Source organism: Streptomyces sp. NPDC005202 (genome assembly GCF_040608235.1).
In the GTDB taxonomy this organism is placed as follows: Bacteria; Actinomycetota; Actinomycetes; order Streptomycetales; family Streptomycetaceae; genus Streptomyces.
Genome location: NZ_JBEXHW010000048.1, coordinates 1 through 26,419, shown reverse-complemented (window position 1 = coordinate 26,419; position 26,419 = coordinate 1). Strand labels below are relative to the sequence as shown.

Below are 26,419 nucleotides of genomic sequence, written 5' to 3'. Positions count from 1 at the left end.
CGCAAGCGTACGCGGGCCCGCGCCCGCGCACCGAGCGGCGGGGCCACCGGTTCGGCGGAACCGCAGCCGACGGAGCGTCAGTTCCCTAATGGACAGATATGTATGACTATGTTCAAGATCAGGGGCATGCGTGGATACGGATTCCTTTCGTCCTCCATCGGTGTCACGTGCGCGGCCGCAATCGCCCTCCCGTCGGCCCTCCCCGCCGCCGCGGCGACCACGAGACCGGCGCCGACCACGGAGGCGGCCGACGCCACTGCCGGGCGGTTGCTCGCGCGGATTCCCGGGCGGTCCGCCGAGCGGGCCGTCCCCGGCAGCACCCAGTCCCTGCCCCTCGCCCCCCTCGCCCGCGACCGCGCTCTCGGCGCCGCCCCCGAACAGGGCCTGTACCGCTCGGACGTACGCCACTTCTCGCTGGTCGGCGTCGTCTGGGACACCCCGGACATCGAGCTGCACGGCCGCGTCCAGGTCCGCACCCGCTCGGCCGCCGCCGGCACCTGGTCCGGCTGGCAGGACGTCGAGACCCACAACGCCGACCACGGGGCCGACCCCGGCACCGCCGAGCGCACCTCCGGCCATGTGCGCGGCGCCACGGCACCGCTGTGGGTGGGCGACTCCGACGGCGTCGACGTACGCGTCCGCGCGGAAGCCGGGAACCGGGACCGGGGGACCGGTGCGGACGAGGGTGACCCGCTCCCCTCCGGCCTGCGCCTCGAACTCGTCGACCCCGGCGCGGAGCCCCCGCCGCAGGGCGCCCCGGCCGACTTCCCGCGCACGGGCGAGCAGAGCGCGGAGGCGTCCGCCGCGTTCGCCGTCAACACCGACCTCGCCCCACTCGGCGCCAGCGAGATCCAGGCACTCGACAGGACGGCGACCGAGCAGGAACTGCTCGCCCTGCGCGGCGACGAACTGACGGAGCAGCAGCGCGCGAAGCCGTCCATCGGACCGCGGCCGCGCATCGTCACACGCCGCGGCTGGGGCGCGGACGAAGGGCTGCGCGCGAAGGGGTTCGTCTACACGAAGAAGGTCAAGGCGGCATTCGTCCACCACACCGCCTCGGGCAACAACTACCGCTGCTCGCGGGCCTCGTCAGTCATCCGCGGTATCTACCGCTACCACGTCAGGAGCATGGGCTGGCGCGACATCGGCTACAACTTCCTCGTCGACAAGTGCGGAAACATCTACGAGGGCCGGGCCGGGGGCGTGGCGAAGCCGGTGCGCGGCGCCCACACCCTCGGTTTCAACAGCAACAGCACGGGGATCGCCGTTCTCGGCACGTTCAGCAGCTCCAAGCCCTCCTCGGCCGTCGTGAAGGCCATCGCCCGGCTCACCGCGTGGAAGCTCGGCCTTTATGGGATGAATCCGCGCGCAAAGACATATCTGAAGTCCGGCGGTGGCAATCTCTACCGAAAAGGAAAGAACGTACGCCTGAACGTGATCTCCGGCCACCGGGACGGCTTTGCCACCGACTGCCCCGGACGGCAGCTCTACCGCAAGCTCGGCACCGCCCGCTCGGCCGCGGCGCGCTATCAGGGCCGCTGAGGACGGGACACCGCACAGCCATAGAAATCGTCTTACCAACGTCTGCATACACTGGCCGGCCGAAGGACAGATCGGCCGGTCCCGGCAGGAAGCAGAGACGACAGGTGACAGAAGCGATCCTCCTGGTCGGCGGCAAGGGCACCCGGCTGCGCCCGCTCACGGTGCACACCCCGAAACCCATGGTCCGGGCGGCGGGGGTGCCCTTCCTCACGCACCAGCTGGCGCGGGCGAGAGCGGCCGGCGTCGAGCACATCGTGCTCGCCACGTCCTATCTGGCCGAGGTCTTCGAGCCGTACTTCGGCGACGGCTCGTCGCTGGGGCTTCACCTCGAGTACGTCACGGAGGAGGAGCCCCTCGGCACGGGCGGCGCCATCCGCAACGTGGCCTCGCGCCTGTACTCCGGCCCGGACGACCCGGTGCTCGTCTTCAACGGCGACATCCTGACCGGCCTGGACATCAGGGCGCTGGTACGGACGCACGAGGCGACGGGCGCGGACGTGTCCCTGCACCTGACCAAAGTGACGGACCCGAGGGCGTACGGCCTGGTCCCGACCGACGAGACGGGCCGGGTCCTGGCCTTCCTGGAGAAGCCACAGACCCCCGAGGAGATCGTCACCGACCAGATCAACGCGGGGGCGTACGTCTTCCGCCGCTCGGTCATCGACACGATCCCGCAGGACCGCCCGGTGTCGGTGGAGCGCGAGACCTTCCCCGACCTGCTGGCCGCCGGAGCGCACCTGCAGGGCATGGTGGACTCGACGTACTGGCTGGACCTCGGCACCCCGGCCGCCTTCGTGCGCGGCTCGGCGGACCTGGTCCTGGGCCGCGCCCCCTCCCCGGCCGTCCCCGGCCGCTGCGGCGACCGCCTGATCCTGCCGACGGCCGTCGTCGCCCCCGACGCCAAGCTGACCGGCGGCACGGTGGTGGGCGAGGGCGCGTTCGTGGCCGAGGGCGCGCAGGTCTCCGGCAGCACGATCCTGCCCGGCGCCGTCATCGAGCCGGGCGCCGTCATCACGGACTCCCTCATCGGCACCCGCGCCCGCATCGGCGAACGCTCCGTCCTCACCGGCACGGTCATCGGCGACGGCGCGGTCGTCGGCGCCGACAACGAACTGCGGGAGGGCGTACGCGTGTGGTGCGATGCGCGGATCCCGGCGGGGGCGGTGCGGTTCTCCTCCGACCAGTAGGGCTGTGCGGCTCGGTGGGATATGCGCGTCCCGGCCGGCGTTGCGGCCGGTGCGCGGGTGGGTCGGCCCGCCCGCGCGCCGGCGGGGTGCCTCCCGCGCGGGGGAGTCCCGCGGACGAGGCCGTTCAGGCCAGGGTCACGTCGAGGGCGGTGGTCGGCTCGTCCGCGATCAGCAGCTCGGGGTTGTTGACCAGCGACATCGCGAGGTCTGGGAGCGGAGCCCCCAGGGACGCCCGGCCGGCACCGGTCAGCCACCCCCGACGCTCACCCCCACCCCGGTCACGTCACAACCGCCCGATGTCCCGCCTCGGCATCCGCGGCGCCCGCCTCGGCGGAACCCTCCCGCTCAGCAGAATCAACCGGGCCGCCCGATGCCGCTGCCCCGCATACGGCTCCAACAGCCGAAGCATCACGGCGTCGTCCGCATCCCGGTCCCCGGCGAGCGCCCACCCCACGATCCCCGGCAGATGCAGGTCCCCGACCGTTACCGCATCCGGCGCCCCATGACTGCGCTGCACGGTCTCCGCCGACGTCCACGGCCCGATCCCGGACACCAGCTCCAACCTCTCCTGCGCCTGAGCCGGAGGCATCCGCGCCGCCTCCTCCAGCCGCGCGGCAACCCGCACGGCACGCAGCACCGTCGACGCCCGCTTGTTGTCGACCCCGGCCCGATGCCACTCCCACGACGGAATCAGCGCCCACGTCCGCGGCGCCGGCATCACGTACATCCGCGCGGGCGCGGGCCCCGGCGCCGGCTCCCCGTACTTCCGCACGAGCACCCGCCACGCCGTATACGCCTCGACGGTGGTGACCTTCTGCTCCAGGATCGACGGGATCAACGACTCCAGCACCAGCCCGGTCCGCGTCAGCCGCAACCCCGGACGCCGGTGCCGGGTCAGCGCCAGCAGCCGGTGCCGGGGCTCGAACGCGGACGGGTCGTCGGCGGCCCCGAGCAACTCCGGCAACTGCTCCAGCAGCCACTCGGCCCCCGGCCCCCACGCCTCGCCGCGCACCTCCCCGCCGCGCACCGACACCCGCAGCGTCCCGGGCCCGACGGGCGTCCGGCTGGCCCGCCACACCGACCCGTCCGGCGTCGCCCGGAACGTGGGATCACCCGGCCCGCGCCTGAGCGGCCCGAGCACCAGCCCGAGGTCGAACGGCCCGTCCGGCACCCACGTCCGCACCCGCCCCGGCGCAACGGCCTGTCGCGGCACACCCGCGGGTACGGCGGCACGCCCACCGCGCACGGGCGTGGGGGCCCCTCCCACGCCGTTGGGGCTGTGGGGGAGCGGCCGGGGAGCGAAGCGTCCTGCCACGAAGGAGATCCCAGGGATGTCAGAGGTGCCGGAGGCAGCCGGAGGTGCCCTACGAGCCTAGGCGGTCATACGGAGGAGCAGTGGCCGTGGGAAGAAAGGAAGAAGTGGCGCTCCCCACCTCCACGTCACCGCACCTCGATGAACGCCCCCGCATCCCGCTCCGGCCGTGGCCTCGGCCGCTGTGCCGGATGCCCGATCGCGACCGCCCCCATCGGATCCCAGTCCCTCGGCAGCCCGAGCACCTCGCGCACCACGTCCCGGCAGAACATCGTCGACGACACCCACGCCGAACCGAGCCGCTCCCCGGCCAGCGCGACCAGGAAGTTCTGCACGCCTGCCCCGGCAGCTACCACGAACATCTCGCGCTCGGCACCGTCCCGCCGCGCGTCGCCGTAGGTGTGGGAGCCGTCCATGACGAGACACGGCACCACCAGGTACGGCGCGTTGCGCAGTACGTCCCCGCGCCGGATCCGCTTGGCGATCGACTCCTCGCTCCTGCCGTCCCGCCGCAGGTCGGCGATCCAGGCGTCCCGCATCGCGTCGAGCAGCCGCGTCCGCGCCTCGGCGGACTCCAGCAGCACGAACCGCCACGGCGTGGTGTGATGCGGCGCCGGAGCCGTCACCGCGGCGGCCACCGCACGCCGTACCGCACCGGGGTCGACGGGCTCGTCGGTGAAGGACCGCACGGTGCGCCGCTGGGTCACCGCTTCCCGTACGGCCTCGGAGGTGCCGAGCCGGAACATGTCGTCGCGCGCGTCGCGCACCATGGCCCTCGCTCCCTCCCCGTGCTCCTCCGCCACCACGTGCGGCAGCCCGCGCACGACGGCGACGGGCAGCCCGTCGGCCTTGCCCTTGACCAGGTCGCCGGCGGCGGCGAGCTCGTCGGCCGTGGCGACGACGGTGGCGCTGAGCGGGTTGCCGTGCGCGTCCGTGCCGCCGCGCAGGTCGTCGAGCACGCGCACGCCGCAGGCGCCGATCGCGACGTCCGTGAGCCCCATGCGCCAGGGTCGACCGAAGGTGTCGGTGACGAGGACCCCCACGTTGACGCCGAGGGCGTCCCGCAGCCCCTCCCGGATCGCCCGCGCGGACGCGTCCGGGTCCTCGGGCAGCAACAGCACAGTGCCGGAAGGGGTGTTGGAGGCGTCGACGCCGGCAGCCGCCATGACGAGGCCCTGCCGGTTCTCGACGATCCGCAGCGGCCCGCGCCGCGCCACGACCCGCACGGTCTCGGCGTCGATCGCGGCTTCCCGGTCGGCGGCCTCCACGACCCGCCCCTCCGCCTTGGACACGATCTTCGAGGTGACGAGCAGCACGTCCCCGTCGGCCAGCCCGGGCTCGGCGGCGGCGATCAGCTTGGCCAGGTCGTCGCCGGGCTGCACCTCGGGAATCCCGGTGACGGCCCAGACCCGGTACCCGGGCGCGGCCCCGCCACCCGACGCACCGGTCGACGGCGTGCTGCTCACGCTCCCCGCACCTCCTCCGCCAGCGCCAGCGCCTCCCGCGCCATCTGCGTGGCCGCGTCCACGTCGGTCATCAGCAGAGGTACCGCCCTGCACCGGATCCCGGCCGCCTCGACCCGCTCCACCGAGGCCGCGTCGACCGTGTCGACGAGCCAGCCGTCCAGCAGCCCCGAGCCGTAGTGCTCGGCCACCGCCGCGGCCGTGGACTCCACGCCGACCGCCGCGAGGACCTTGTCGGCCATCCCGCGCACGGGCGCGTCCCCGACGATGGGGGACAGGCCGACCACCGGCACCCCCGCGTCGGCGATCGCCTCGCGGATGCCGGGCACGGCCAGGATCGTGCCGACGGAGACCACGGGGTTGGACGGCGGGAAGAGGATCACGTCCGCCTCGGCGATCGCCTCCAGCACACCCGGCGCCGGCTTGGCCTGCTCGGCGCCGATCGGCACGATCGCCTCGGCCGGCACGGAGGCCCGCAGCCGCACCCAGTACTCCTGGAAGTGGATCACCTTGCGCTCGCCGGAGCCCGCGGCGGAGCCGTTGTCGGGCAGAGTGACGGCCACATGGGTCTCGACACGGTCGTCGGTCATGGGGATCAGCCTCACCCCCGGCTTCCACCGGTCGCACAGCGCCTCCGTCACCGCGCTCAGCGGATAGCCGGCGCCGATCATCTGGGTGCGCACGATGTGCGTGGCGAAGTCCCGGTCGCCGAGTCCGAACCACTCCGGTCCGACGCCGTACGCCGCGAGTTCCTCCTTGAGGTGGAAGGTCTCGTCGGCCCGACCCCAGCCCTGCTCCTCGTTGATGCCGCCGCCGAGCGTGTACATCACCGTGTCCAGGTCCGGGCAGACCTTCAGCCCGAAGAGGTGGATGTCGTCGCCGGTGTTGCCGATGACCGTGACGTCCGCGTCCGGCACGGCCCGCTTCAGGCCGCGCAGGAACCGGGCACCACCGATGCCGCCTGCCAGAACCACAATCCGCATGGAAGCAAGTCTTGCAGGCGGGTACGACAACGCGGCAGTCGGTCGTTCAGGCGCGCCTCACGCGCTGACGGCGTCCACCGAGTCGTACGAAGCTCCCGCGCACCGGGCCGAGTACATCGGCATCTCGGTCAGGCCGGGGTAGTAGACGTGCAGGCTGACCGCAGGCTCCAGCGCGTCGTTGACGACCTCGTGCACGTACCCCGGCGCGAACACGCGCTGCGCGCAAGCACCCAACGCGCGCGTGCCCTGCTGGGTCCGCTCGGTCAGCGTGCCGTCCAGCACGGTCAGCACGCCGGAGGAGCGGCCGTGGTCGTGCAGCCCGCTGTCCTGCCCGGGCACCCAGGACAGCAGCCACACCTCGTAGCCCGGACCGGTGCGCAGCCGGTGGTACCAGCGCGTCGTCGCGTCGTACTGCACGAGGTGCTCCCACTGGGAGCGGTCGGCGGCGATGGAGCGGGCCAGGCCGGCGAACTCGGCCACGGTGGCCGGGTGCTCGCGCGGCGCCTGGAGGAGGTGCGGGACTTCGAGGATGTCGCCGGCGATCTGGAGGTCGCTGTCGCTGTTCATGGGGTGCGGTGGTTCCTCGGAGGAAGTGGGGGGCTGGCGGGGTGGCGTGGACCGTCCGCCCGGGTCGCGGGCGGGAGGGGTGCCCTGGATGAGGGTTCGGAAGGAAACAGCAGCCGGGTCGGGATGGACTCGGCGTCAGCCGGAGCGCGTTGGGCTCAACAGCCGGAACAGCAACAGCTACAGCGAGCGCGGGCAGCACCGTGGGACCCGGCGGTGCGGGTCGTGGTGATGGCCGAGTTTGCGAGCATGCCCACAAGGACACCGGTTCACACCTTCACTGTCAACTCGACGCCCGGAATGTGGGACATGCTTCACCTCATCCGGTTCATCTCACAGGTGAAAGGTTTGCTCATGGGTCGACCGGGACACATGGCGCACATGCCGGGAGCGCAAGCCCCGTTGCGATCCCGTGATCCGACTGTGATCCGGTTCGCTCGGGTGCGCGTGTCGGAACGAGATCGAAGTCCTGGGCGTCCCTCCCTGCGCGGGCTCCGTACGGGGCCGGAGGCCCTCGGGGTCTCGTCTGTGTGTCAAGGTATATGCCGATTTCCACACTTTCTGCATGGCCTTGGTTCCGCAGAGTGAATAAGGGGCCCAATAGCAGATCTCGGCTTGACTCGCCCGGAGCAGCACACTTGTAATTTCACTCGTGTCGTTCAGCCGGAATCGGTAACGGCTACATCACGGGGACGCGAAAGACAGACGAGGGGCGCACATGACCGAGCTGGTGCAGCAACTGCTGGTCGACGACGCGGACGAGGAACTCGGCTGGCAGGAGCGCGCGCTGTGCGCCCAGACCGACCCCGAGTCCTTCTTCCCCGAGAAGGGCGGCTCCACCCGCGAGGCCAAGAAGGTCTGCCTTGCCTGCGAGGTCCGCTCCGAGTGCCTCGAGTACGCCCTCGCCAACGACGAGCGCTTCGGCATCTGGGGCGGCCTGTCCGAGCGCGAACGGCGCCGGCTGAAGAAGGCCGTCGTCTGACGCAGGCCTCCTGAGCCCGAAGCCTCCCGAGCTTCCGACGAAAGCCTCCGTAACACCGCACACGCTCTTCCCCGAGACGTCACGAACGGCCCGTCGCAGGTGGGTTATCCACAGGCGGCGGGCCGCTGTGGTGCCCAGCCGATAGTGTGGTCGCTCGTCCGAGGCGCCCCGCTGCCCCCACGGGGCACAGGCGTCCACCGCAGTCCACCGAACCGGGGCCCGTATCTCGATGTCCGTGCCCAGCCATGCGGCAGCCCACTACGACGTCGCTGCCACAGCGCCGCCCGACCCGACCCGCGCGACGGAGTTCGACCCGTCGCGCACAGCGGCATTGGACCCGACCCGCCCGCCGGAGTTCCCGCGGCACGTCGTCACCGCCGTGCTCGTCTCCCACGACGGCGCCCGCTGGCTGCCCGACACGCTCGCCGGCCTGCTCGGCCAGGAGCGCCCCGTGCAGTACGCCGTGGCGGCCGACACCGGCAGCGCGGACGACTCCGCCCAGCTGGTCACCGACGCCTTCGGCGCCGACCGCGTGCTGCACCTCGCCCGGCGCACCGGCTTCGGCCAGGCCGTCGAGGAGGCCAACCGCACCGCCCCGGTCCTCACCCCGGACGACCTGACGTACCTCAAGCGCCCCAGCGGCTGGGACCCCGTCACGCGCACGTGGCGCGACGACGCCTACGACCTGCCCGAGCTGCCCTACGGGGAGCCGGTGCAGTGGCTGTGGCTGCTGCACGACGACTGCGCCCCCGAACCCGACGCGCTGGCCCAGCTGCTGCGGGTCGTCGACAACGAGTACGAGCTCGGCCGTGACGACGTGGCGGTCGTCGGCCCCAAACTCCGCGGCTGGTACGACCGCCGGCAGCTCCTCGAAGTGGGCGTCACCATCGCCAACTCCGGCCGCCGCTGGACCGGACTGGACCGGCGCGAACAGGACCAGGGCCAGCACGACCACGTACGGCCGGTGCTGTCCGTGTCCACCGCCGGCATGCTGATCCGGCGTGACATCTTCGAGCAGCTGGGCGGGTTCGACCGCCGGCTGCCCCTCATGCGCGACGACGTCGACCTGTGCTGGCGTGCCCACGCGGCCGGCCACCGCGTCCTGGTCGCCCCCGAGGCCGTCGTACGACACGCCGAGGCGGCCTCCCGCGAGCGCCGCACCGTCGACTGCGTGGGCCGCACCGCCGCCTCCCCGCACAAGGTCGACAAGGCGGGCGCCGTCTACACCCTGCTCGTCAACACCCGCACAGCAGCGCTGCCCTGGGTCCTGCTCCGCCTCGTGCTCGGCACGCTGCTGCGGACCGTCGCCTACCTCGTCGGCAAGGTCCCCGGACAGGCCCTCGACGAGATCCGCGGCCTGCTGGGCACGCTGCTCAGGCCCGAGCGGATCGTCGCGGGCCGCCGCAGAAGAGGCCGGCCGCAGATCGACAAGGGCGAGCTGCGGGCGCTGTTCCCACCGCCCGGTGCGACCATCCGCGCCACCGTCGAGCAGGTCGCGAGCAACCTCGTCGGCCGCTCCGACCCCGAGGTCTCCTCGGCCGGACGGCACGGCGGCGCGGTCGAGTCCGGGCCCGGCGGCGACGACGCGGACTTCCTGGAGATCGAGCAGTTCGCCCGCCTCAAGCGCATCGCCCGCAAACCCGGCCCGGTGCTTTTCCTGGTGCTGCTGCTCGTCTCCCTGGTCGCCTGCAGGGGCCTGCTGAGCGGCGGCGCGCTCGCGGGCGGCGCCCTGCTGCCCGCCCCGGCCGACCCCTCCGAGCTGTGGTCGCGCTACCTCGACGCCTGGCACCCGGTGGGCGCCGGCGGGACCCCGTCAGCACCGCCGTATCTCGCGATCGTGGCGATGCTGGCCTCCCTGCTGTTCGGCTCGACCGGCCTCGCGGTGACCGTTCTGCTGGTCTGCTCGGTGCCGCTGGCCGGGTTCACCGCGTACTTCGCCTCCCGCCCGCTGGTCGCCTCCCGCCTGCTGCGCGCCTGGGCGGCCGTCGTCTACGCCTTCCTGCCCGCCGCCACCGGCGCGCTCGCCGGCGGCCGCATCGGCACCGCCGTCCTGGCCGTGCTGCTGCCGCTCATGGCCCGCGCGGGCATCGCCGCGAGCGGCCTCGCCAACGCCTCCGGGGCGCACGGCAGTTGGCGTGCCACCTGGGCCTACGCGCTGCTGCTGACCATCACCACCGCGTTCACCCCGATCGTCTGGCCCATCGCGCTCGTCCTGGGCGTCGCCGTGCTGGCCGTCCGCCGGGGCGACCTCGTGGCCCACGGGCTGCGGTTCCTGGCCCAGTTGGGCACGCCCCTGCTGGTCCTCGCGCCCTGGTCGCTGTCGCTGCTCCCGTTCGGCTTCTTCAAGGAGGCCGGACTGGAGTACGGCTCCTCGGCCGCCTCCGCCCTCGACCTGCTCGGCGCCAGTCCCGGCGGCCCCGGAACGGTGCACGGGCTGATGCTCATCGGCGTCGTCCTGGCCGCGCTGGCCGCCCTGATGCGCTCCGAGCGGCAGTCCGGGATCTGGACGGCCTGGGCGGTCGCCCTGGTGGGGCTCCTCTTCGCGGTCCTGTCCAACAGCTCCACGTGGGCCGGCCCCGCCACCCTCGTCTACGGCCTCGCCCTCCTGGCCGCCGCCGCGCTCGGCGCCGACGGGGCACGCGCGCGCGTGGCCGAGCAGAGCTTCGGCTGGCGCCAGCCGGTCGCCGGACTGATCGCCTTCGCGTCGGCCGCCGGGCCGCTGCTCGTCGCCACCGGCTGGATGATCCGCGGCGCCGACGGTCCCCTGGAGCGGCGCGACCCGGTCCAGGTGCCTGCGTTCGTCGCCGAGGAGAGCAACACCCGCGACCAGGCCCGCACCCTCGTCCTCGACAGCGACTCCCCGGCCCACGTCGGCTACATGCTCGTCCGCGGCTCCGGCGCCCGCCTGGGCGACGCCGAACTGGCCGCGGCGGACGGCGAGAACAGCAGGCTCGACAAGGTCGTCGCCAACCTCGTCGCCGGCTCCGGCGCCGACCAGGTGAACCAGCTCGGCGGCTTCGCCGTGCGCTACGTCCTCGTCCACAAGGGCGCGCCCCGCGAGGTCAGCCGCGTCCTGGACGCCACGCCCGGCCTGTCCCGGCTCAGCCAGCAGGACGGCAGCGCCCTGTGGCGCGTGGACCAGCAGGTCTCACGCGCCGCCATCGTGCCCGCCTCCGGCTCGGGCCCGGTCCAGCCCATCGCCGCCGGCCCCGTCGAGATCCACACCACGATCCCGGCCGGCTCCACGGGCCGAGTGCTGCGCCTCGCCGACTCCGCTGCCGCGGGCTGGACGGCCACCCTGGACGGCAGGCCGCTCACCCGCACCACGGTCGACGGCTGGGCCCAGGGCTTCCAACTCCCCGCCTCCGGCGGGAAGCTGGACGTGACCTTCGACGACCCGGTCGGCCACACCGCCTGGCTGTGGGCCCAGGGAGTGCTCGCCGTCGTCCTGGTCGTGCTCGCCCTGCCGGGCCGGCGCCGCGACATCGACGACGATTTGCCCGAGGAGCAGCCCGTCCCCGCGCAGGCCGTCGCCGGCGAGGGCCGCCGGGCTCGCCGCCTGCGCGCCCAGGCGGAGGCCGAGAAGACCGGCAGGGACGAGCAGCCGGGGCCGGACACCGGGCCGCCGCCTCCGGAGGAGGCCCCCGCCGCCGTGCCGCACCAGCAGTCCTACGGCGAGTGGGACACGACCGGCTACGCCGGCGCCGAGTACGGCGCCTACGGCGGCGAGCAGTACCAGGACGCCCAGCAGTACCCCGCGGGCGCGTATGACCAGACGTACCAGGCCGATCCGTACCAGGGCGGCCAGTACGACCCGTACGCGTACGGCGGCCAGGCGCCGACCGCCTCGTACGACCAGGCCTACCACCAGGGGTACGACGAGCCGTACGACCCGGCGCAGCCCCACCCGCACGGCATCGGCAGTGAGCGCCCCGACGGGAGCCAGCAGTGAACCGCACCACCCTTTCCCTGATCGCCGGCGCGACCGCGCTCGCCGCCGTCACCGGATTCGCCGCGCTGAACACACCGGACGCGTCCGGCGCCGGCACGGCCGAGGCGGCGGCCCAGCTGCCTGTGGAGCGCACGACCTTGCTGTGCCCGACGCCGAGCACCTCCGACATAGCCGACACCTCGTACACGTCCTTCACGCCCGTCACCAAGGGCACCGGCAGCGGCGGCAAGGCCCGGCTCCAGGCCGCCGCCGAGGAGTCGGGCACCGGCACGGGCGACACGTCGGGCACGGGCACGGGCAAGGGCGGCGGCAAGAAGAAGGCCGACAAGCCCGTCCTGGAGCCCAGGGAGCCCGGCACGCCCGTCACCGGCGACACCTCGGGTGCGGACGCGCCCGCGCTGATCGGCACCGCCGAGGGGAAGTTCGCGCCCGGCTGGACGATGCAGGAGACCACCGAGGTCGCCGCGGGCACCGGGCGCGGACTGCAGGGCGTCAACTGCACCGCGCCGGACACGGAGTTCTGGTTCCCCGGCGCCAGCACGGCCTCCGACCGCTCCGACTACGTCCACCTGACCAACCCCGACGACTCCGCCGCCGTCGTCGACATCGAGCTCTACGGCAAGGACGGCGCCCTGAAGTCGACGGTGGCGGACGGCATCACGGTCCAGCCGCACTCCAGCGAGCCGATCCTGCTGTCCACGCTCGCCGACGCGCCGCAGGACAGTCTCACCGTGCACGTGAGCGTGCGCAGCGGCCGGGTCGGTGCCGCTGTGCAGGCCCTCGACGACAAGCTCGGCGGGGACTGGCTGGCCGCTTCCACGGACCCGGCGGGCAGCCTGGTGCTGCCGGGCATCCCCAAGGACGCCACGTCCGTGCGGCTGATCGTCTTCACGCCCGCCGACGCCGACGCCGACCTCAAGGTGCGGCTGGCCTCGTCGACCGGGCTGATCACCCCGGCGGGGCACGAGACGGTGCACGTGAAGGGCGGCATGACGACCGCCGTCGACCTGGGCGACGTCACGCGCGGGGAGGCGGGGTCGCTGGTTCTGACGCCGACGGGGCAGTCCGTGCCGGTCGTGGCGGCCGTGCGGGTGGTGCGCGGGACGGGCGCGAAGCAGGAGACGGCGTTCGTTCCGGCGACGAGTCCCGTCGGTACGCGGGCGACCGCGGCCGACAACAGCGGGAAGGGCTCGACGCTGTCGTTGACGGCCCCCACCGCCACCGCGCAGGTCAAGGTCACCGCGTCCGCGGGCAGCGGAGGCGGCACCGCGGTGTCGAAGACGTACACGATCAAGGCGGGCACGACCCAGGACATCGCCCCGCCGGTGCCGGCCGGCCTGAAGGGCACGTACGCCCTGACGGTGGAGCGCCTGTCCGGCGGCCCGGTCTACGCCGCCCGAACCCTCACGGCAACGGAGGAGGGCGTCCCCGGCTTCACGATCCAGACTCTGCCGGACGACCGGGGGACGGTGGCGGTCCCGGAGGCGGACGAGGACCTGTCGGTGCTGCAGAAGTAGGGCGGGGTGCCTCGCGGCGGTTGGGGCGGTGCGCCTGGGGGTGCGTGGGTGGGTCGGGGCCGTGGCGGACCACTGACGTACGGCCCGGACACTCACGCCCGAACAATCACGTACGGCCCGAACATTCACGTACGGCCCGAACAATCACGTACGGCCCGAACATTCACGTACGGCCGAATCGGTCCCCGCTCAATCCTCCCCGTACCGAGGATCCACCGTCTCCGGAGTCAGCCCCAGTAGGTCGGCCACCTGTTCGACCACGATCTCGTGCACGAGTGCCGCCCGCTCGTCACGCCCCTTGGTGCGGATCTCGACCGGCCGCCGGTACACGACCACCCGCGCACGACGCCCGTCCCGCGCCGGAATCGTCCCCCCGAGCGGCACCGCCTCGTCGCTCCAGCTCTGCCCGGGCCCGTCCAGCCGTGGCACCTCCAGTACGAGGAAATCGATGTCGGCGAGCTGCGGCCAGCGTCGCTCAAGACGCTCCACCGAGTCCTGCACCAGGTCCGCGAACGCCTCGGCACGGCTCGTGGCGAGCGGCACCTGCGGCGGCGCGATCGGGCCGCGCATGCCCCGGCCGTGGCGATCACGGTGTCGGGGCCCGGGGCCGGCGGCACGGGGTGGTACACGGTTGTCCATCACTGGTGAAGGGTAGTCCCCGCCGGGTCCGCTCGCCCGGCCCCGCGCGGCATACCGGACACTGCGCCTCCCCGCCGCACCGCATGTCGCTCGATGACCATTCCAGCCATGGTTGGGCTCGATTCCGTATCTCTCCGAGACCGTTCCGTATCTCTCCGAGACCGTCGACCTCAAGGCAATTGACGGTGTTTGTGCCGAGTGGTGACCGGATCAAGAACTTTCGAGATTTCGGCAGAAGCCGTCCACGCAGGTCAGCACCGTGTGTCAGGAGAGGTGTGTGGGGCGTTTCACAGTACGACACGGTGGAGTGACCTGGAAGAGAGTCGTCGCGGCCCGCTCAAGAGTGCGGTACCGTCCAACGTCGTGAGCCCTGTACGTCGCTGTTCGCGCATCGCTTGCGGCCGTCCCGCCGTTGCGACGCTGACGTACGTCTACGCCGACTCGACCGCGGTCCTCGGCCCACTCGCCACCTACGCCGAACCCCACTGCTACGACCTGTGCGCCGAGCACTCCGAGCGCCTCACCGCCCCGCGCGGCTGGGAGGTCGTCCGGCTCCTCGACAGCTCGGCTCCCGCACGGCCCAGCGGTGACGATCTGGAAGCGCTTGCCAATGCGGTGCGCGAGGCGGCCCGCCCCCAGGAGCGGGCTGCCGAGGCCGGTGGCGGCGGAGCCCGCGGGGCCGATCCGATGGAGGTCGCCCGCCGCGGCCATCTGCGCGTGCTGCGCTCGCCGGACAACTGATCCGGCGCGCTCCGCTGCGACACACGGGTTCGACACCTTTGAGAAACCGTTTCTGGACGACGGATTCCGCTTCTGGACGACGGATTCCGCCACGCGCACGTGTACGCCCTGACCTCCGGGTAACGGAGTGTGGACGGCTCAGTTGCCACACGGCCCATTGCCCGCCGGGACGGGTAGTTTTGGGGTGACCGACAGAACTTTCAGGAGGGTTGGCCGTGGCTGCTGATCTGTCTCAGATCGTGAAGGCGTACGACGTACGCGGGGTCGTCCCCGACCAGTGGGACGAGTCGCTGGCCGAGCTCTTCGGGGCGGCTTTCGCCCAGGTGACCGGCGCGAGCGCGATCGTGATCGGGCACGACATGAGGCCCTCGTCGCCCGGACTGTCCCGTGCCTTCGCGCGCGGGGCGGCGCAGCGCGGCGTCGACGTCACCGAGATCGGGCTGTGCTCGACGGACCAGCTGTACTACGCCTCCGGTGCGCTGAACCTGCCGGGCGCGATGTTCACGGCCTCGCACAACCCGGCGAAGTACAACGGCATCAAGTTGTGCCGTGCGGGCGCGGCCCCGGTCGGCCAGGACTCGGGCCTGGCGGAGATCCGCGAACTGGTCGAGCAGTGGCTCGAGTCGGGCGCGCCGGAACCGGTGGCGCAGCCGGGAACGATGACGCAGCGCGACACGTTGGAGGACTACGCGGAGCACCTCCGCTCGCTCGTCGACGTCGCCTCCATCCGCCCCCTGAAGGTCGTCGTCGACGCGGGCAACGGCATGGGTGGCCACACCGTCCCGACGGTCTTCTCCGGCCTGCCCATCGACCTCGTCCCGATGTACTTCGAGCTGGACGGCACCTTCCCGAACCACGAGGCCAACCCCCTCGACCCGGCCAACATCGTGGACCTGCAGAAGAAGGTCAGCGAGGTGGGCGCCGACATCGGCATCGCCTTCGACGGCGACGCGGACCGCTGCTTCGTGGTCGACGAGCACGGCGAGCCGGTCTCCCCGTCCGCGGTCACCGCGCTGGTGGCCGCGCGCGAGCTGGCCAAGCACGGCGGCAAGGGCGTGATCATCCACAACCTGATCACGTCGTGGTCGGTCCCGGAGGTCGTGAAGGAGAACGGCGGCACGCCGGTCCGCACCCGCGTGGGCCACTCCTTCATCAAGGCCGAGATGGCGAGGACCGGCGCGATCTTCGGCGGTGAGCACTCCGCGCACTACTACTTCAGGGACTTCTGGAACGCCGACACGGGCATGCTCGCTGCCCTGCACGTCCTCGCGGCCCTGGGCGGCCAGGACGGCCCCCTGTCGGCCCTGGTCGCCCAGTACGACCGCTACGTCGGCTCCGGCGAGATCAACTCCACGGTCGACGACCAGGCTGCTCGCCTCGCCGCGATCAAGTCGGCGTACGAGGGCCGCGAGGGAGTCACCCTGGACGAACTCGACGGCCTCACGGTCACGGCCGCCGACTGGTGGTTCAACGTCCGTCCCTCCAACACCGAGCCGCTGCTGCGGCTGAACGCCGAGGCACGGGACGAGGCGACGATGGCGAAGGTGCGGGACGAGGTCCTGGAGATCATCCGGGGCTGACAGTCCGTCTTTGGCGGTCCACCCTTGACCGATCGGGTCGGGCGGTGGGCGGGCGGAGGCCGGGGGCCAGGGCGCTCCGCCCTGCGGGCGGAGGCCGGGGGGCCAGGGGGCGGAGCGCCCTGCCCGGGAGTCGCAGGGGTGGAGCCTCACACCCGACCCAGCCCAAGCCCGCCGTCCCACCTTCTCCGGCGGTACCCTGACCAGGCACATCCGCACCAGCACACACCCGACACCCCCGCCTCCGAAGGGAACCCCCCATGCCGCTCGAAGCCGGCCTCCTGGAGATCCTCGCCTGCCCGGCCTGCCACGCCCCCCTCAAGGAGCAGGACACCGAGCTGATCTGCACCGGCCGGGACTGCGGCCTGGCTTACCCCGTCCGTGACGGCATCCCCGTCCTGCTCGTCGACGAGGCCCGCCGCCCCGCGTAACCGACGACCCGGCGATCGGAGGCTGCCGCCCATGCTCGACGAATCGCTGCTCGACACTCCGGAGGGGCTCGCCGAGGCCGACCGCCGCGGACTGCTCCGCGGCGCCGCCGAGGCAGGCGCCCGCGTCCGGACCGCCGCCCGGCACGCCGCCGAAGCCGGCATCAACAAGCTCAAACCCGACGGCCGCCCCCGCGCCGTCGTGATCGCCGGTCCGGGCGCCGCCGCCACCCACGCCGCCGACCTCCTCGGCACGCTCGCCGGCGCCGGATGTCCCGTCACGCGGCTGGCCCCCACCGGCGTCGCCCCCGCCGCAGGCGCCCTGCGCTGGGAGCTGCCCGGCTGGGTCGGCTCGGTCGACCTGCTGCTGATCGCCACCCCGGACGGCACCGAACCGAGCCTGTCCCTGCTCTCCGAGCAGGCCTACCGCCGCGGCTGCACGGTCGTCGCCGTGGCCCCGTCCGGCACCCCGCTCGCCGAGGCGGTCGACGGCGCCCACGGCCTGTTCGTACCGATGGCGACGGCCCCGTACGACCAGGACGAACCGCTTGCCGCGTCCGCCCCCGGCGTGCTGTGGGCGCTGCTCACGCCGCTGCTCGCGCTGCTCGACCGCGTCGGCCTGCTCACTGCCCCGCCCGACGCCCTCGAGAAGGTCGCCGACCGGCTGGATCAGATCGCCGAGCGCTGCGGACCTGCCATCGCGACCTACAGCAACCCCGCCAAGACCCTCGCCGCCGAGCTCGCCGACGCACTCCCGGTGATCTGGACCGAGGGCACGTCGGCCGGCCCCGCGGGCCGACGTTTCGCCGCCGCCCTCGCCGAGCTGTCCGGCGTTCCGGCGGTCGTCGCCGAACTCCCCGAGGCGCTCGCCGCGCACAGCGCCCTGCTCGCCGGTCCGCTCGCCGCCAGTGCCGATCCGGACGACTTCTTCCGCGACCGCGTCGAGGAACCGCCCGCCCTGCACGCGCGCGTGGTGCTGCTCCGGGACCGCCCGATCGGCGGCCTGACCGCCGCTCCCGCCGCCCGTGACCTGGCCCTCAGCCACGACACGCCGATCAGCGAGCTGGAGCCGGACCCCGGGGGCGAAATCGAGACCCTCGCGGAACTGATCGCCGTCACGGATTTCGCCGCCGTTTACCTGGCGCTTGCTTCGGGGGCCTGATCTTGTCCTCGACGCCCTGACCGCCGTACGCGTCACGCCCCGACAGCCGTCCGTACGGCGAACCCGCGTCGTACGCGAAGAGAACTGGCAGAGAGAAACCCATGGACCGCCTCGACAACACCATCCGCCCCTACGCCTGGGGTTCCACCACCGCCATCCCGCACCTGCTCGGAGTCGAGCCGAGCGGCGAGCCGCAGGCGGAGATGTGGATGGGCGCCCACCCGGGCGCGCCCTCGCGCACCGGGCGCGGCACGCTCGTCGAGGCCATCGAGGCCGACCCGGAGCGGGAGCTGGGCGCCAAGACCGTCGCGAAGTTCGGCCCGCGTCTGCCCTTCCTGCTCAAGATCCTCGCCGCCGGAGCCCCGCTCTCCCTCCAGGTGCACCCCAACCTGGAGCAGGCCAAGGAGGGGTATGCCGACGAGGAGCGCCGCGGCATCCCGGTCGACGCCCCGGACCGCAACTACAAGGACGCCAACCACAAGCCCGAACTGATCTGCGCGCTCACCGAGTTCGACGGCCTCTGCGGCTTCCGCGAGCCGCGCCGGGCCGCCGACCTGCTCGACGGCCTCGGTGTCGACTCCCTCAAGCCGTACGTCGACCTGCTGCACGCCCGCCCCGAGGACGCGGCGCTGCGCGAGGTGCTCACCGCGATCCTCACCGCCGACCGCGAAAAGATGGCCCGCACGGTCGCCGAGGCCGCGGCCGCCTGCGCCCGCCTCGGCGGCGACTACGCCCCCTACGCCTACATCGCCCACCACTACCCGCGCGACCCGGGCGTCATCGCCGCGATGCTCCTCAACCACGTCCGCCTCCAGCCCGGCGAGGCCCTGTTCCTCGGCGCGGGCATCCCGCACGCCTACCTGAGCGGCCTCGGCGTCGAGATCATGGCCAACTCCGACAACGTCCTGCGCTGCGGTCTGACCCCCAAACACGTCGACGTGCCCGAACTCCTGCGCATCGTCCGCTTCGAGGCGCGCGACCCCGGCGTCCTGCGCCCCGAGGCCTCCCCGGACGGCGAGGAGGTCTACGAGACCCCCACCGACGAGTTCCGCCTGTCCCGCTACGTCCTCCCCGAAGGCACGTCCGCCCACGACCTCACCCTCGACACCCCGCAGATCCTGCTCTGCACGGCCGGATCCGTAGGGGCGGGCGAACACGAGCTGACCCCCGGGCAGTCCGTGTTCGTTCCGGCGGGCGAAAAGGCCGAAGTGTCCGGGGCCGGTACGGTCTTCCGGGCCACGGTCGTCGTCTGAGGCCGGCCGGCGGACGGTCCGGCGCACCGCTGTCGGAGCGGGCTGCAAGAATGGCCCACCGGCAAAGGACAGGCAAAGGCCGGGACGGCGTACTACGAAGGCGAAGGGACTACGCGAACACATGAGCGCGTCAGGCGGCACCAAGGCGATCGTGGCGGCACTCGGCGCCAACCTCGCGATCGCGGCATCGAAGTTCGTGGCGTTCGCCTTCAGCGGTTCGTCGTCGATGCTCGCCGAGGGCGTCCACTCGCTCGCCGACTCCGGCAACCAGTTCCTGCTGCTCGTCGGAGGCAAGAAGGCCCAGCGCGAGGCGACCCCGCAGCACCCCTTCGGCTACGGCCGCGAGCGGTACATCTACGCCTTCCTCGTCTCCATCGTCCTGTTCTCGGTCGGCGGCATGTTCGCCATCTACGAGGGCTACGAGAAGATCCGCCACCCGCACGAACTGGAGTACTGGTACTGGCCGGTGGGCGTTCTCGTCTTCGCGATCATCGCCGAGGCCTTCTCCTTCCGCACGGCCATCAAGGAGTCCAACGAGCTGCGCGGCAAGCTGTCCTGGGCGCAGTTCATCCGCCGGGCCAAGGCGCCCGAGCTGCCGGTCGTCCTCCTGGAGGACTTCGGCGCGCTGATCGGTCTGGTCCTCGCCCTCGGCGGCGTCGGCCTGGCCCTGATCACCGGCGACGGCATCTGGGACGGCATCGGCACCGTCTGCATCGGTGTCCTGCTCGTCCTGATCGCCCTCGTCCTCGCCGCCGAGACCAAGTCCCTGCTGCTCGGCGAGGCGGCCGGCGCCGACGTCGTCAAGCAGATCGAGGCCGCCATGGTCGACGGGGACACGGTCACCGGCATCATCCACATGCGCACGCTCCACCTCGGCCCCGAGGAGCTGCTCATCGCCGCCAAGATCGCCGTCCAGCACGACGACACGGCCGCCGAGGTCGCCGCCGCCATCAACGCCGCCGAGACCCGCATCCGCGCCGCCGTCCCGATCGCCCGCGTGATCTACCTCGAGCCGGACATCTACAGCGAGGCCGAGGCGGCCAAGGGCCCGGACCGGGAGGCGACGCCGGGCGGCCCGACGCCGCACGCCACGGGGCACTGAGTCCGACCACCACGCCACGGGGCACTGAGTCCGACCACCGTGACGGGGCCCGCCGACTCATCGGCGGGCCCCGTCCGCGCTCACAGATGCATGGGCCACCGGCGGCACCGGCGCCGGCTTCCGCCGCCGTACTACCCAGGCCGCGATCCCCAGACCGAGACCGGTCAGGGCGCAGACGACCCCGACCAACGTGATCATCCCGAGCGCTATGGGGATCCTGGAGTCCGGCATGACCCGGCCCCGGACGGCGGCAGTGGACACCGTCCCGTCGTGGTCGTCGGCGAAGAAACGCGAGTCGAGTGAGTTCCCGCGATGGTCGCCCGGCAGGAACAGCCGGCCGGGACCGTCACGTCGTACGCCCTGTGGGCGCCATCGGCGTCGCCGTCCTTCACGTACGGCTCCGTCAGCGGCTTTCCGTTCAGGACGATCCGCGCATGCGCGCCCTCACCGATGCAGCACACCACGTGATCGCCGCCACCCCGATCACCCGCTGCATCACGCTCTTGCTGAACTCGTACCGGTCCGGCGCCGAGAACAGCACGACGTCGCCGCGCCGCACCTGGCTGCCGTCGCCGCGTTCGTAGACGATCCGATCACCCGGGTCCTACGTCGGCGACTTGCTGGAGCTCGCCACGGCGGACGCCCCCGTACGCCTCCCACCCTGTATACGAACGAGCGAGCCCCACCCCTGTATACGAACGAGCGAGCCCCACCAGCAGCCCCACCACCAGCGCGGCGACTCCAAGTCCCCGTCCCCCGCGAGCGGCCCGATGTGGCCGGAGGCGGACTGGGGGCTGCCGGGTCCTCCGGTGTAGCTTGGGACGGAGCCAGACGTCGCTGCTGATGGCGGTCGGGCGGTCCCACAGCGGGCCGACCGAGGGAGAGAGGGCCTCCGACGGACTGCGCTGCGCGCACGCGGGCATGCCTGTGTCCTCTTCGGGCACCCTTGTGTCCGCCGCCGCGCAGGTCAGCCGTACCCACCTCGACCCAACCCCGAGGAGCAGCTCGCAATGACGACTGTCGAGAACCGACAGGACTTCAAGGTCGCCGACCTGTCCCTGGCCGAGTTCGGCCGTAAGGAGATCACCCTCGCCGAGCACGAGATGCCTGGCCTCATGGCGATCCGCAAGGAGTACGCCGAGAAGCAGCCGCTGAAGGGCGCCCGGATCACGGGCTCCCTGCACATGACCGTCCAGACCGCCGTTCTGATCGAGACCCTGGTGGCCCTGGGCGCGCAGGTCCGCTGGGCCTCCTGCAACATCTTCTCCACCCAGGACCACGCGGCCGCCGCCATCGCCGTCGGCCCGAACGGCACGCCCGAGAACCCGCAGGGCGTCCCCGTCTTCGCCTGGAAGGGCGAGACCCTTCAGGAGTACTGGTGGTGCACCGAGCAGGCGCTGACCTGGCCGGACAGCCCCACCGGCGGTCCGAACATGATCCTGGACGACGGCGGTGACGCCACCCTCCTCGTCCACAAGGGCGTCGAGTACGAGAAGGACGGCAAGGTCCCCTCGCCCGACACCGCCGAGTCCGACGAGCACCGCGTCATCCTCGAACTGCTGACCCGCACCCTGGGCGAGAACCCCCAGAAGTGGACCCAGCTGGCGTCCGAGATCCGGGGCGTCACCGAGGAGACCACCACCGGCGTCCACCGCCTGTACGAGATGCAGCGCGACGGCACCCTCCTCTTCCCGGCGATCAACGTCAACGACTCGGTCACCAAGTCGAAGTTCGACAACAAGTACGGCTGCCGGCACTCCCTGGTCGACGGCATCAACCGTGCCACCGACGTCCTGATCGGCGGCAAGACCGCGGTCGTCTGCGGCTACGGCGACGTGGGCAAGGGCTGCGCGGAATCCCTGCGCGGGCAGGGCGCCCGCGTGATCATCACCGAGATCGACCCGATCTGCGCCCTCCAGGCGGCGATGGACGGATACGAGGTCACCACCCTCGACGAGGTCATCGACAAGGCCGACATCTTCATCACCGCGACCGGCAACAAGGACATCATCCTGGCCTCGGACATGGCCAAGATGAAGCACCAGGCGATCGTCGGCAACATCGGCCACTTCGACAACGAGATCGACATGGCCGGCCTCGCCAAGGTCCCGGGCATCGTCAAGGACGAGGTCAAGCCGCAGGTCCACACCTGGACCTTCCCCGACGGCAAGAAGATCATCGTGCTGTCCGAGGGCCGTCTGCTGAACCTGGGCAACGCCACCGGTCACCCGTCGTTCGTGATGTCCAACTCCTTCGCGGACCAGACCCTGGCCCAGATCGAGCTGTTCACCAAGCCCGACGAGTACCCGACCGGCGTCTACGTGCTGCCCAAGCACCTCGACGAGAAGGTCGCCCGCCTCCACCTGGACGCGCTCGGCGTGAAGCTGACCAAGCTCCGCCCCGAGCAGGCCGCGTACATCGGCGTGGAGGTCGACGGCCCGTTCAAGCCGGACCACTACCGCTACTGAGCCGCACCTCGCGCGTCTCGGCGCGTCTCACCGAGGTCCTCCGTGGCAGGCCCCCGCACCCCCGTGCCGGGGGCCTGCCCCTTTGGCCGGACCGGCCGTCACGCATGCCGGACCGACTCGCCCGAGGTGACCGGACCAGCCCGTCAAGACCCAGGACCCCCATGCCCCGCGGCCACTATTCGCTCCACGATCCGCACGATCACACCCCCCTCGCCGAAGAACACTTCCAGTGCGCCCCCGGCCCCTCCGGCTGGCGCTACGTCTCCCAAGTGACCACCCCCTCGGGCGATCACCGCGGCTCCGTCGACCTCGCCGTCGACGACCTCGGCCGCCCCATCCGCCTCGAACTCCACGCGGGCGGCTGGCAGGTGCGCGGCGCCGCCCTCGACGGCGTCACCTGGGTCCGGACCGACCCCACCGGCGCGAATGCCATCGAAGGCAATGTGCGCGCCCACGCCTTCACCGGCACGTCCCCCGCATTCCTCATCGCCACCGCCCGTCTCCTGCGCCTCACCCCCCTCGCCTCCGCAATCCGCGTACGCCTCGTCGCCTTCACGGATCCGGTCCTCGCCCCGCGCACCGTGGACCAGTCCTGGGCCCTGGTGAAAAGCGAAACACACGCCACTGACAACGGCCCCCTGACCGTGGACGAGTACCAGGTCACAGCCCTGGACACGGGCGAACAGCACGCCGTGCACATCGCCGGAGACGTGGTCCTGGCCGCCCCCGGCATCGAACTCGAGGAGCTGGAGTCGCCGCCGTCGGTGTTCGGCTCCTGAGCAGCAGGCTCGGCTCCTGGAAAGGGAGGCCCGGCGCCTGAGAAGGAGGCGGAGGGACACCGAAGCAGGGGCGATGCGTGAGCCGGGCGGTGTGCGACGCACCCCGCCCGCGGCTTCGATTCCTCCCGCCCCCCAGCGGCGGTGAGCCGGCTATGCCGGCGGTACGAACCCGGTCGCGGCCCGCGCCGTCGGCGGCGCGTCCTGCGGCGTCGCGGACGGAGCGACGGGCGCCGGTGCTTCGGCCGGAGCCCGGCCTGTATCGGACGCCGGTGCCTCAACGAGGGCTCCGGCCGGATACGGCACCGGTGGCGCCGTCGGCGCATGCGGTGCGGAAGAGCCGTAGCCTTCGGGCCCGCCGGGCGTCGGGCCCGCCCCGATGGCCACCGTGCCGCTCGCACCGGCAGCCCCTCCCGCACCCGTGCCGTTCCCGAACGCGCGCCGGGCCTCACGTGCCTGCCGCTCCTGCAGCACAGCCGCCAGATACATGGCCGGCGGAACCTCGGGCGGCGTCGGCGTCCCGGTATGCGTAGCGAGGTCGGCGGCGAGCCGCTGCGCCATGCTCCAGCCGACCCGCGGATCCAGCTGCTGCATCCGCGTCAGGTACTGACGGACGGCCAGCCACAGCCCGTCGGGAACCGCCGACAGATCGAGCGCCGAGAAACGCCCGGCCAGCCAGGGCGGCGGCGGGGGCACGAAGCCTGCACGACCGACCGGCACCCGTTCCCGCACGACGAGCGTGCCCGCGAACACGTCACCGAGCCGACGCCCACGCGCCGACACGAGGGAGGCGATGCAGGCGACGACCCCGAACGTCATCAGGATCTCGACCACGCCGATCGCACCCCGCACCAGCGCGTGCCGGAACCGGATCGGCCCGCCGTCGTCCCGCACCACGCGCAGCCCGCACGCCATCTTCCCGAGCGACCGCCCGTGGCTGAGCGTCTCCACCGCGATCGGTCCGCCCACCAGCACGAGCAAGAAGGCCGCAATGGACAGCGCGATCTGCGCCGCCTCGTCGAGGGAAGCCGTGGCAGCCACCAGGGCCACGGTCACGGCGGTGTAGACCGCGATGGCGACCACCAGGTCGAGCAACACGGCCAGCGCCCTACTGGGCAGCCTTGCAGGGCGCAGCTCAAGCGCCACCGCCTCGCCCGTCACCAGCTCACTCACGCCCGCCGTCCTTCCCCTGGCCTGCCCCGAGAACGGCCAGTCTGCCAAGCTGAGGCCATTCGCGCCGCAGTACGACAAGCTGACACCTCCGACGAGCAGTCGAACAACCAGCCGAGGAGCAGGCAGACACGATGGACCTGGACGTCTTCGTCTCCGCCCACCGAGCCGAGTGGGACCGCCTCGACACCCTGCTCCGGCGCCAGCGCCGCCTCACTGGCACGGAGGCCGACGAACTCGTCGCCCTGTACCAACGCGCCGCCACCCACCTCTCCCTGCTCCAGTCCAGCGCCCCCGACCCCCAGCTGACCGGTCAGCTCAGCCAACTCGTGGCACGCGCGCGTAGTGCCGTGACAGGAACCCGGCGTGCCTCCTGGCGGGACGTGACCCGCTTCCTGCTGCACGGATTCCCCGCGGCGGTCTACCGGTCGCGCCACTGGTGGGTACCCACCGCACTCCTGTCCACCGTCGTCGCCGCCCTCATGGGCTGGTGGATCGGGACGCACCCAGAAGTGCAGGCCGCCATCGCGGCCCCCAGCGAACTGCGGCAGCTCACCCGCCCCGGCGGGGAGTACGAGACCTACTACTCGAGCCATCCCGCGGCCGCCTTCGCCGCCCAGGTGTGGACGAACAACGCCCAGGCCGCCGGCATGTGCCTGGTCCTGGGCGTCTTCCTCGGCCTGCCGGTCCTGTGGATCCTCTTCGAGAACATGCTCAACCTCGCTGTCGGCATCGGCCTGATGTCCTCGGCCGGCCGACTCGACACCTTCCTCGGCCTCGTCCTCCCGCACGGCCTGCTCGAACTGACCGCCGTGTTCGTGGCCGGCGGCACGGGACTGCGCCTCGGCTGGACCCTCATCGACCCCGGCCCGCGCTCCCGCCGCACCGCCCTCGCCGAAGAGGGCCGGGCCGCGGTGGGCATGGCGATCGGCCTCGCACTGGTCCTCTTCGTCTCCGGTGCCATCGAAGGCTTCGTCACCCCCTCGGGCCTGCCCACCTGGGCCCGCATAGGCATCGGAGTCGTCGCCGAGGTGGCCTTCCTGACCTACGTCCACGTCCTCGGCGGTCGCGCCGCACGCGCCGGCGACACCGGTGACGTGGAGGCGGCCGAGCGCAGCGCCGCCGTGCCGACGGCCGCCTGATGTGCGGATACGCCTGTCGGGCTGCTAGTCTCCTCTTCGCCCCGCAGGAGCGCCGTTGACACGGGTCCGCTGGGGAGGTAGATTCGAACAGTTGCCTGGAGATGGATCCGGTCCAGACCGGCGACGGTGAGTGTCTATCTGCTTCTGGAAACGCCGATTTCCAAAGAAGCCTCTCCCGACAAATCGGAAACGGTGGCCGGTCAGAACGGCCCGAGAGTTCTGATAAAGTCGGAACCGCCGGAAAGGGAAACGCGAAAGCGAGAACCTGAAAGGCAACCGAAAGGCAAATCCCGCCGACCGGGAATCGGATCAAGAAAAGATCTGATAGAGTCGGAAACACCGAAGGGAAGCGCCCGGAGGAAAACCCGAGAGGGTGAGTACGAAGGAAGCGTCCGTTCCTTGAGAACTCAACAGCGTGCCAAAAGTCAACGCCAGATATGTTGATACCCCGTCTCCAGC

The 26,419-nt window shown here is 72.0% G+C and carries 21 protein-coding genes; 15 read left to right on the top strand and 6 right to left on the bottom strand.

What is annotated here, in order from left to right:
* Positions 1-126: 126 nt before the first annotated feature.
* Positions 127-1,542 carry a peptidoglycan recognition protein gene (locus ABZV31_RS35310; RefSeq protein WP_355900935.1) on the top strand — a complete coding sequence of 472 codons (1,416 nt, stop codon included), beginning with the start codon at positions 127-129 and terminating at the stop codon, positions 1,540-1,542.
* Between the two features lie 104 nt (positions 1,543-1,646).
* The gene (locus tag ABZV31_RS35305; protein ID WP_355900934.1) at positions 1,647-2,729 is read left to right on the top strand and encodes an NDP-sugar synthase; all 1,083 of its coding nucleotides are present in this window, start codon (positions 1,647-1,649) and stop codon (positions 2,727-2,729) included.
* A gap of 283 nt (positions 2,730-3,012) precedes the next feature.
* Here the strand turns inward: ABZV31_RS35305 and ABZV31_RS35300 are convergent, their stop codons facing one another.
* The 4 genes from ABZV31_RS35300 to ABZV31_RS35285 form a co-directional block, all read right to left on the bottom strand.
* Positions 3,013-3,996 (bottom strand): DNA-3-methyladenine glycosylase 2 family protein, encoded by a 984-nt coding sequence (locus ABZV31_RS35300; RefSeq protein WP_355900944.1) that lies wholly within the window; start codon positions 3,994-3,996, stop codon positions 3,013-3,015.
* Between the two features lie 173 nt (positions 3,997-4,169).
* Complete coding sequence (locus ABZV31_RS35295; protein WP_355900933.1) at positions 4,170-5,507, bottom strand: coenzyme F420-0:L-glutamate ligase; 1,338 nt, start codon at positions 5,505-5,507, stop codon at positions 4,170-4,172.
* Positions 5,504-6,487 carry a 2-phospho-L-lactate transferase gene (gene cofD, locus ABZV31_RS35290; RefSeq protein ID WP_355900932.1) on the bottom strand — a complete coding sequence of 328 codons (984 nt, stop codon included), beginning with the start codon at positions 6,485-6,487 and terminating at the stop codon, positions 5,504-5,506. The genes ABZV31_RS35295 and cofD overlap by 4 nt, the downstream gene beginning before the upstream one ends.
* A 57-nt stretch (positions 6,488-6,544) precedes the next feature.
* A complete protein-coding gene (locus tag ABZV31_RS35285; protein WP_355900931.1) occupies positions 6,545-7,054 on the bottom strand; it encodes a cysteine dioxygenase family protein in 510 nt (169 codons plus the stop codon).
* Between the two features lie 715 nt (positions 7,055-7,769).
* Between ABZV31_RS35285 and ABZV31_RS35280 the strand changes: the two genes are divergently transcribed.
* From ABZV31_RS35280 to ABZV31_RS35270, 3 genes are all read left to right on the top strand, one after another.
* Positions 7,770-8,033 (top strand): WhiB family transcriptional regulator, encoded by a 264-nt coding sequence (locus ABZV31_RS35280; protein WP_109380992.1) that lies wholly within the window; start codon positions 7,770-7,772, stop codon positions 8,031-8,033.
* Between the two features lie 229 nt (positions 8,034-8,262).
* Entirely contained in the window at positions 8,263-11,985 is a 3,723-nt protein-coding gene (locus ABZV31_RS35275) for a glycosyltransferase (protein WP_355900930.1), read from the top strand.
* Complete coding sequence (locus tag ABZV31_RS35270) at positions 11,982-13,502, top strand: DUF5719 family protein (RefSeq protein ID WP_355900929.1); 1,521 nt, start codon at positions 11,982-11,984, stop codon at positions 13,500-13,502. Before ABZV31_RS35275 ends, ABZV31_RS35270 begins: the two co-directional genes overlap by 4 nt.
* A gap of 189 nt (positions 13,503-13,691) precedes the next feature.
* Here ABZV31_RS35270 and ABZV31_RS35265 read toward each other — a convergent pair whose 3' ends face one another.
* A complete protein-coding gene (locus ABZV31_RS35265) occupies positions 13,692-14,141 on the bottom strand; it encodes a metallopeptidase family protein (RefSeq protein ID WP_355900943.1) in 450 nt (149 codons plus the stop codon).
* A gap of 363 nt (positions 14,142-14,504) precedes the next feature.
* On the opposite strand from ABZV31_RS35265, the gene ABZV31_RS35260 reads away from it, so the two are divergent.
* The 9 genes from ABZV31_RS35260 (at position 14,505) to ABZV31_RS35220 (ending at position 23,651) form a co-directional block, all read left to right on the top strand.
* Positions 14,505-14,882, top strand: coding sequence for a DUF3499 domain-containing protein (locus ABZV31_RS35260; RefSeq protein WP_355900928.1), 378 nt, complete (start codon positions 14,505-14,507; stop codon positions 14,880-14,882).
* Positions 14,883-15,097: 215 nt separating this feature from the next.
* Positions 15,098-16,462 carry a phosphomannomutase/phosphoglucomutase gene (locus ABZV31_RS35255; protein WP_355900927.1) on the top strand — a complete coding sequence of 455 codons (1,365 nt, stop codon included), beginning with the start codon at positions 15,098-15,100 and terminating at the stop codon, positions 16,460-16,462.
* A gap of 257 nt (positions 16,463-16,719) precedes the next feature.
* The gene (locus ABZV31_RS35250) at positions 16,720-16,890 is read left to right on the top strand and encodes a Trm112 family protein (RefSeq protein ID WP_355900926.1); all 171 of its coding nucleotides are present in this window, start codon (positions 16,720-16,722) and stop codon (positions 16,888-16,890) included.
* Between the two features lie 31 nt (positions 16,891-16,921).
* Entirely contained in the window at positions 16,922-18,049 is a 1,128-nt protein-coding gene (locus ABZV31_RS35245; protein WP_355900925.1) for an SIS domain-containing protein, read from the top strand.
* A gap of 101 nt (positions 18,050-18,150) precedes the next feature.
* Positions 18,151-19,302, top strand: coding sequence for a mannose-6-phosphate isomerase, class I (gene manA / locus ABZV31_RS35240; protein ID WP_355900924.1), 1,152 nt, complete (start codon positions 18,151-18,153; stop codon positions 19,300-19,302).
* A gap of 121 nt (positions 19,303-19,423) precedes the next feature.
* On the top strand, positions 19,424-20,404 hold the full coding sequence (locus tag ABZV31_RS35235) for a cation diffusion facilitator family transporter (protein WP_355900923.1): 981 nt from the start codon (positions 19,424-19,426) through the stop codon (positions 20,402-20,404).
* Positions 20,405-20,838: 434 nt separating this feature from the next.
* Positions 20,839-20,988, top strand: a complete 150-nt coding sequence (locus ABZV31_RS35230) for a hypothetical protein (protein WP_355900922.1) — start codon at positions 20,839-20,841, stop codon at positions 20,986-20,988.
* Between the two features lie 426 nt (positions 20,989-21,414).
* A complete protein-coding gene (gene ahcY, locus ABZV31_RS35225) occupies positions 21,415-22,872 on the top strand; it encodes an adenosylhomocysteinase (RefSeq protein WP_355900921.1) in 1,458 nt (485 codons plus the stop codon).
* A 161-nt stretch (positions 22,873-23,033) separates the two neighbouring features.
* Positions 23,034-23,651, top strand: a complete 618-nt coding sequence (locus ABZV31_RS35220) for a hypothetical protein (RefSeq protein WP_355900920.1) — start codon at positions 23,034-23,036, stop codon at positions 23,649-23,651.
* 150 nt (positions 23,652-23,801) lie between these two features.
* Here ABZV31_RS35220 and ABZV31_RS35215 read toward each other — a convergent pair whose 3' ends face one another.
* Positions 23,802-24,821 (bottom strand): RDD family protein, encoded by a 1,020-nt coding sequence (locus ABZV31_RS35215; RefSeq protein ID WP_355900942.1) that lies wholly within the window; start codon positions 24,819-24,821, stop codon positions 23,802-23,804.
* Between the two features lie 131 nt (positions 24,822-24,952).
* Between ABZV31_RS35215 and ABZV31_RS35210 the strand changes: the two genes are divergently transcribed.
* On the top strand, positions 24,953-25,960 hold the full coding sequence (locus ABZV31_RS35210) for a stage II sporulation protein M (RefSeq protein ID WP_355900919.1): 1,008 nt from the start codon (positions 24,953-24,955) through the stop codon (positions 25,958-25,960).
* The last annotated feature ends 459 nt before the right edge of the window (positions 25,961-26,419 follow it).

What these genes read in the sequence shown, in the direction of transcription:
- ABZV31_RS35310 (WP_355900935.1), top strand. Translation starts at nt 127, where the DNA reads ATGCGTGGATACGGATTCCTTTCGTCCTCCATCGGTGTCACGTGCGCG.
- cofD (WP_355900932.1), bottom strand. Translation starts at nt 6,487, where the DNA reads ATGCGGATTGTGGTTCTGGCAGGCGGCATCGGTGGTGCCCGGTTCCTG.
- ABZV31_RS35285 (WP_355900931.1), bottom strand. Translation starts at nt 7,054, where the DNA reads ATGAACAGCGACAGCGACCTCCAGATCGCCGGCGACATCCTCGAAGTC.
- ABZV31_RS35280 (WP_109380992.1), top strand. Translation starts at nt 7,770, where the DNA reads ATGACCGAGCTGGTGCAGCAACTGCTGGTCGACGACGCGGACGAGGAA.
- ABZV31_RS35275 (WP_355900930.1), top strand. Translation starts at nt 8,263, where the DNA reads ATGTCCGTGCCCAGCCATGCGGCAGCCCACTACGACGTCGCTGCCACA.
- ABZV31_RS35265 (WP_355900943.1), bottom strand. Translation starts at nt 14,141, where the DNA reads ATGGACAACCGTGTACCACCCCGTGCCGCCGGCCCCGGGCCCCGACAC.
- ABZV31_RS35250 (WP_355900926.1), top strand. Translation starts at nt 16,720, where the DNA reads ATGCCGCTCGAAGCCGGCCTCCTGGAGATCCTCGCCTGCCCGGCCTGC.
- ABZV31_RS35245 (WP_355900925.1), top strand. Translation starts at nt 16,922, where the DNA reads ATGCTCGACGAATCGCTGCTCGACACTCCGGAGGGGCTCGCCGAGGCC.
- manA (WP_355900924.1), top strand. Translation starts at nt 18,151, where the DNA reads ATGGACCGCCTCGACAACACCATCCGCCCCTACGCCTGGGGTTCCACC.
- ABZV31_RS35235 (WP_355900923.1), top strand. Translation starts at nt 19,424, where the DNA reads ATGAGCGCGTCAGGCGGCACCAAGGCGATCGTGGCGGCACTCGGCGCC.
- ABZV31_RS35230 (WP_355900922.1), top strand. Translation starts at nt 20,839, where the DNA reads ATGCGCGCCCTCACCGATGCAGCACACCACGTGATCGCCGCCACCCCG.
- ahcY (WP_355900921.1), top strand. Translation starts at nt 21,415, where the DNA reads ATGACGACTGTCGAGAACCGACAGGACTTCAAGGTCGCCGACCTGTCC.
- ABZV31_RS35220 (WP_355900920.1), top strand. Translation starts at nt 23,034, where the DNA reads ATGCCCCGCGGCCACTATTCGCTCCACGATCCGCACGATCACACCCCC.
- ABZV31_RS35210 (WP_355900919.1), top strand. Translation starts at nt 24,953, where the DNA reads ATGGACCTGGACGTCTTCGTCTCCGCCCACCGAGCCGAGTGGGACCGC.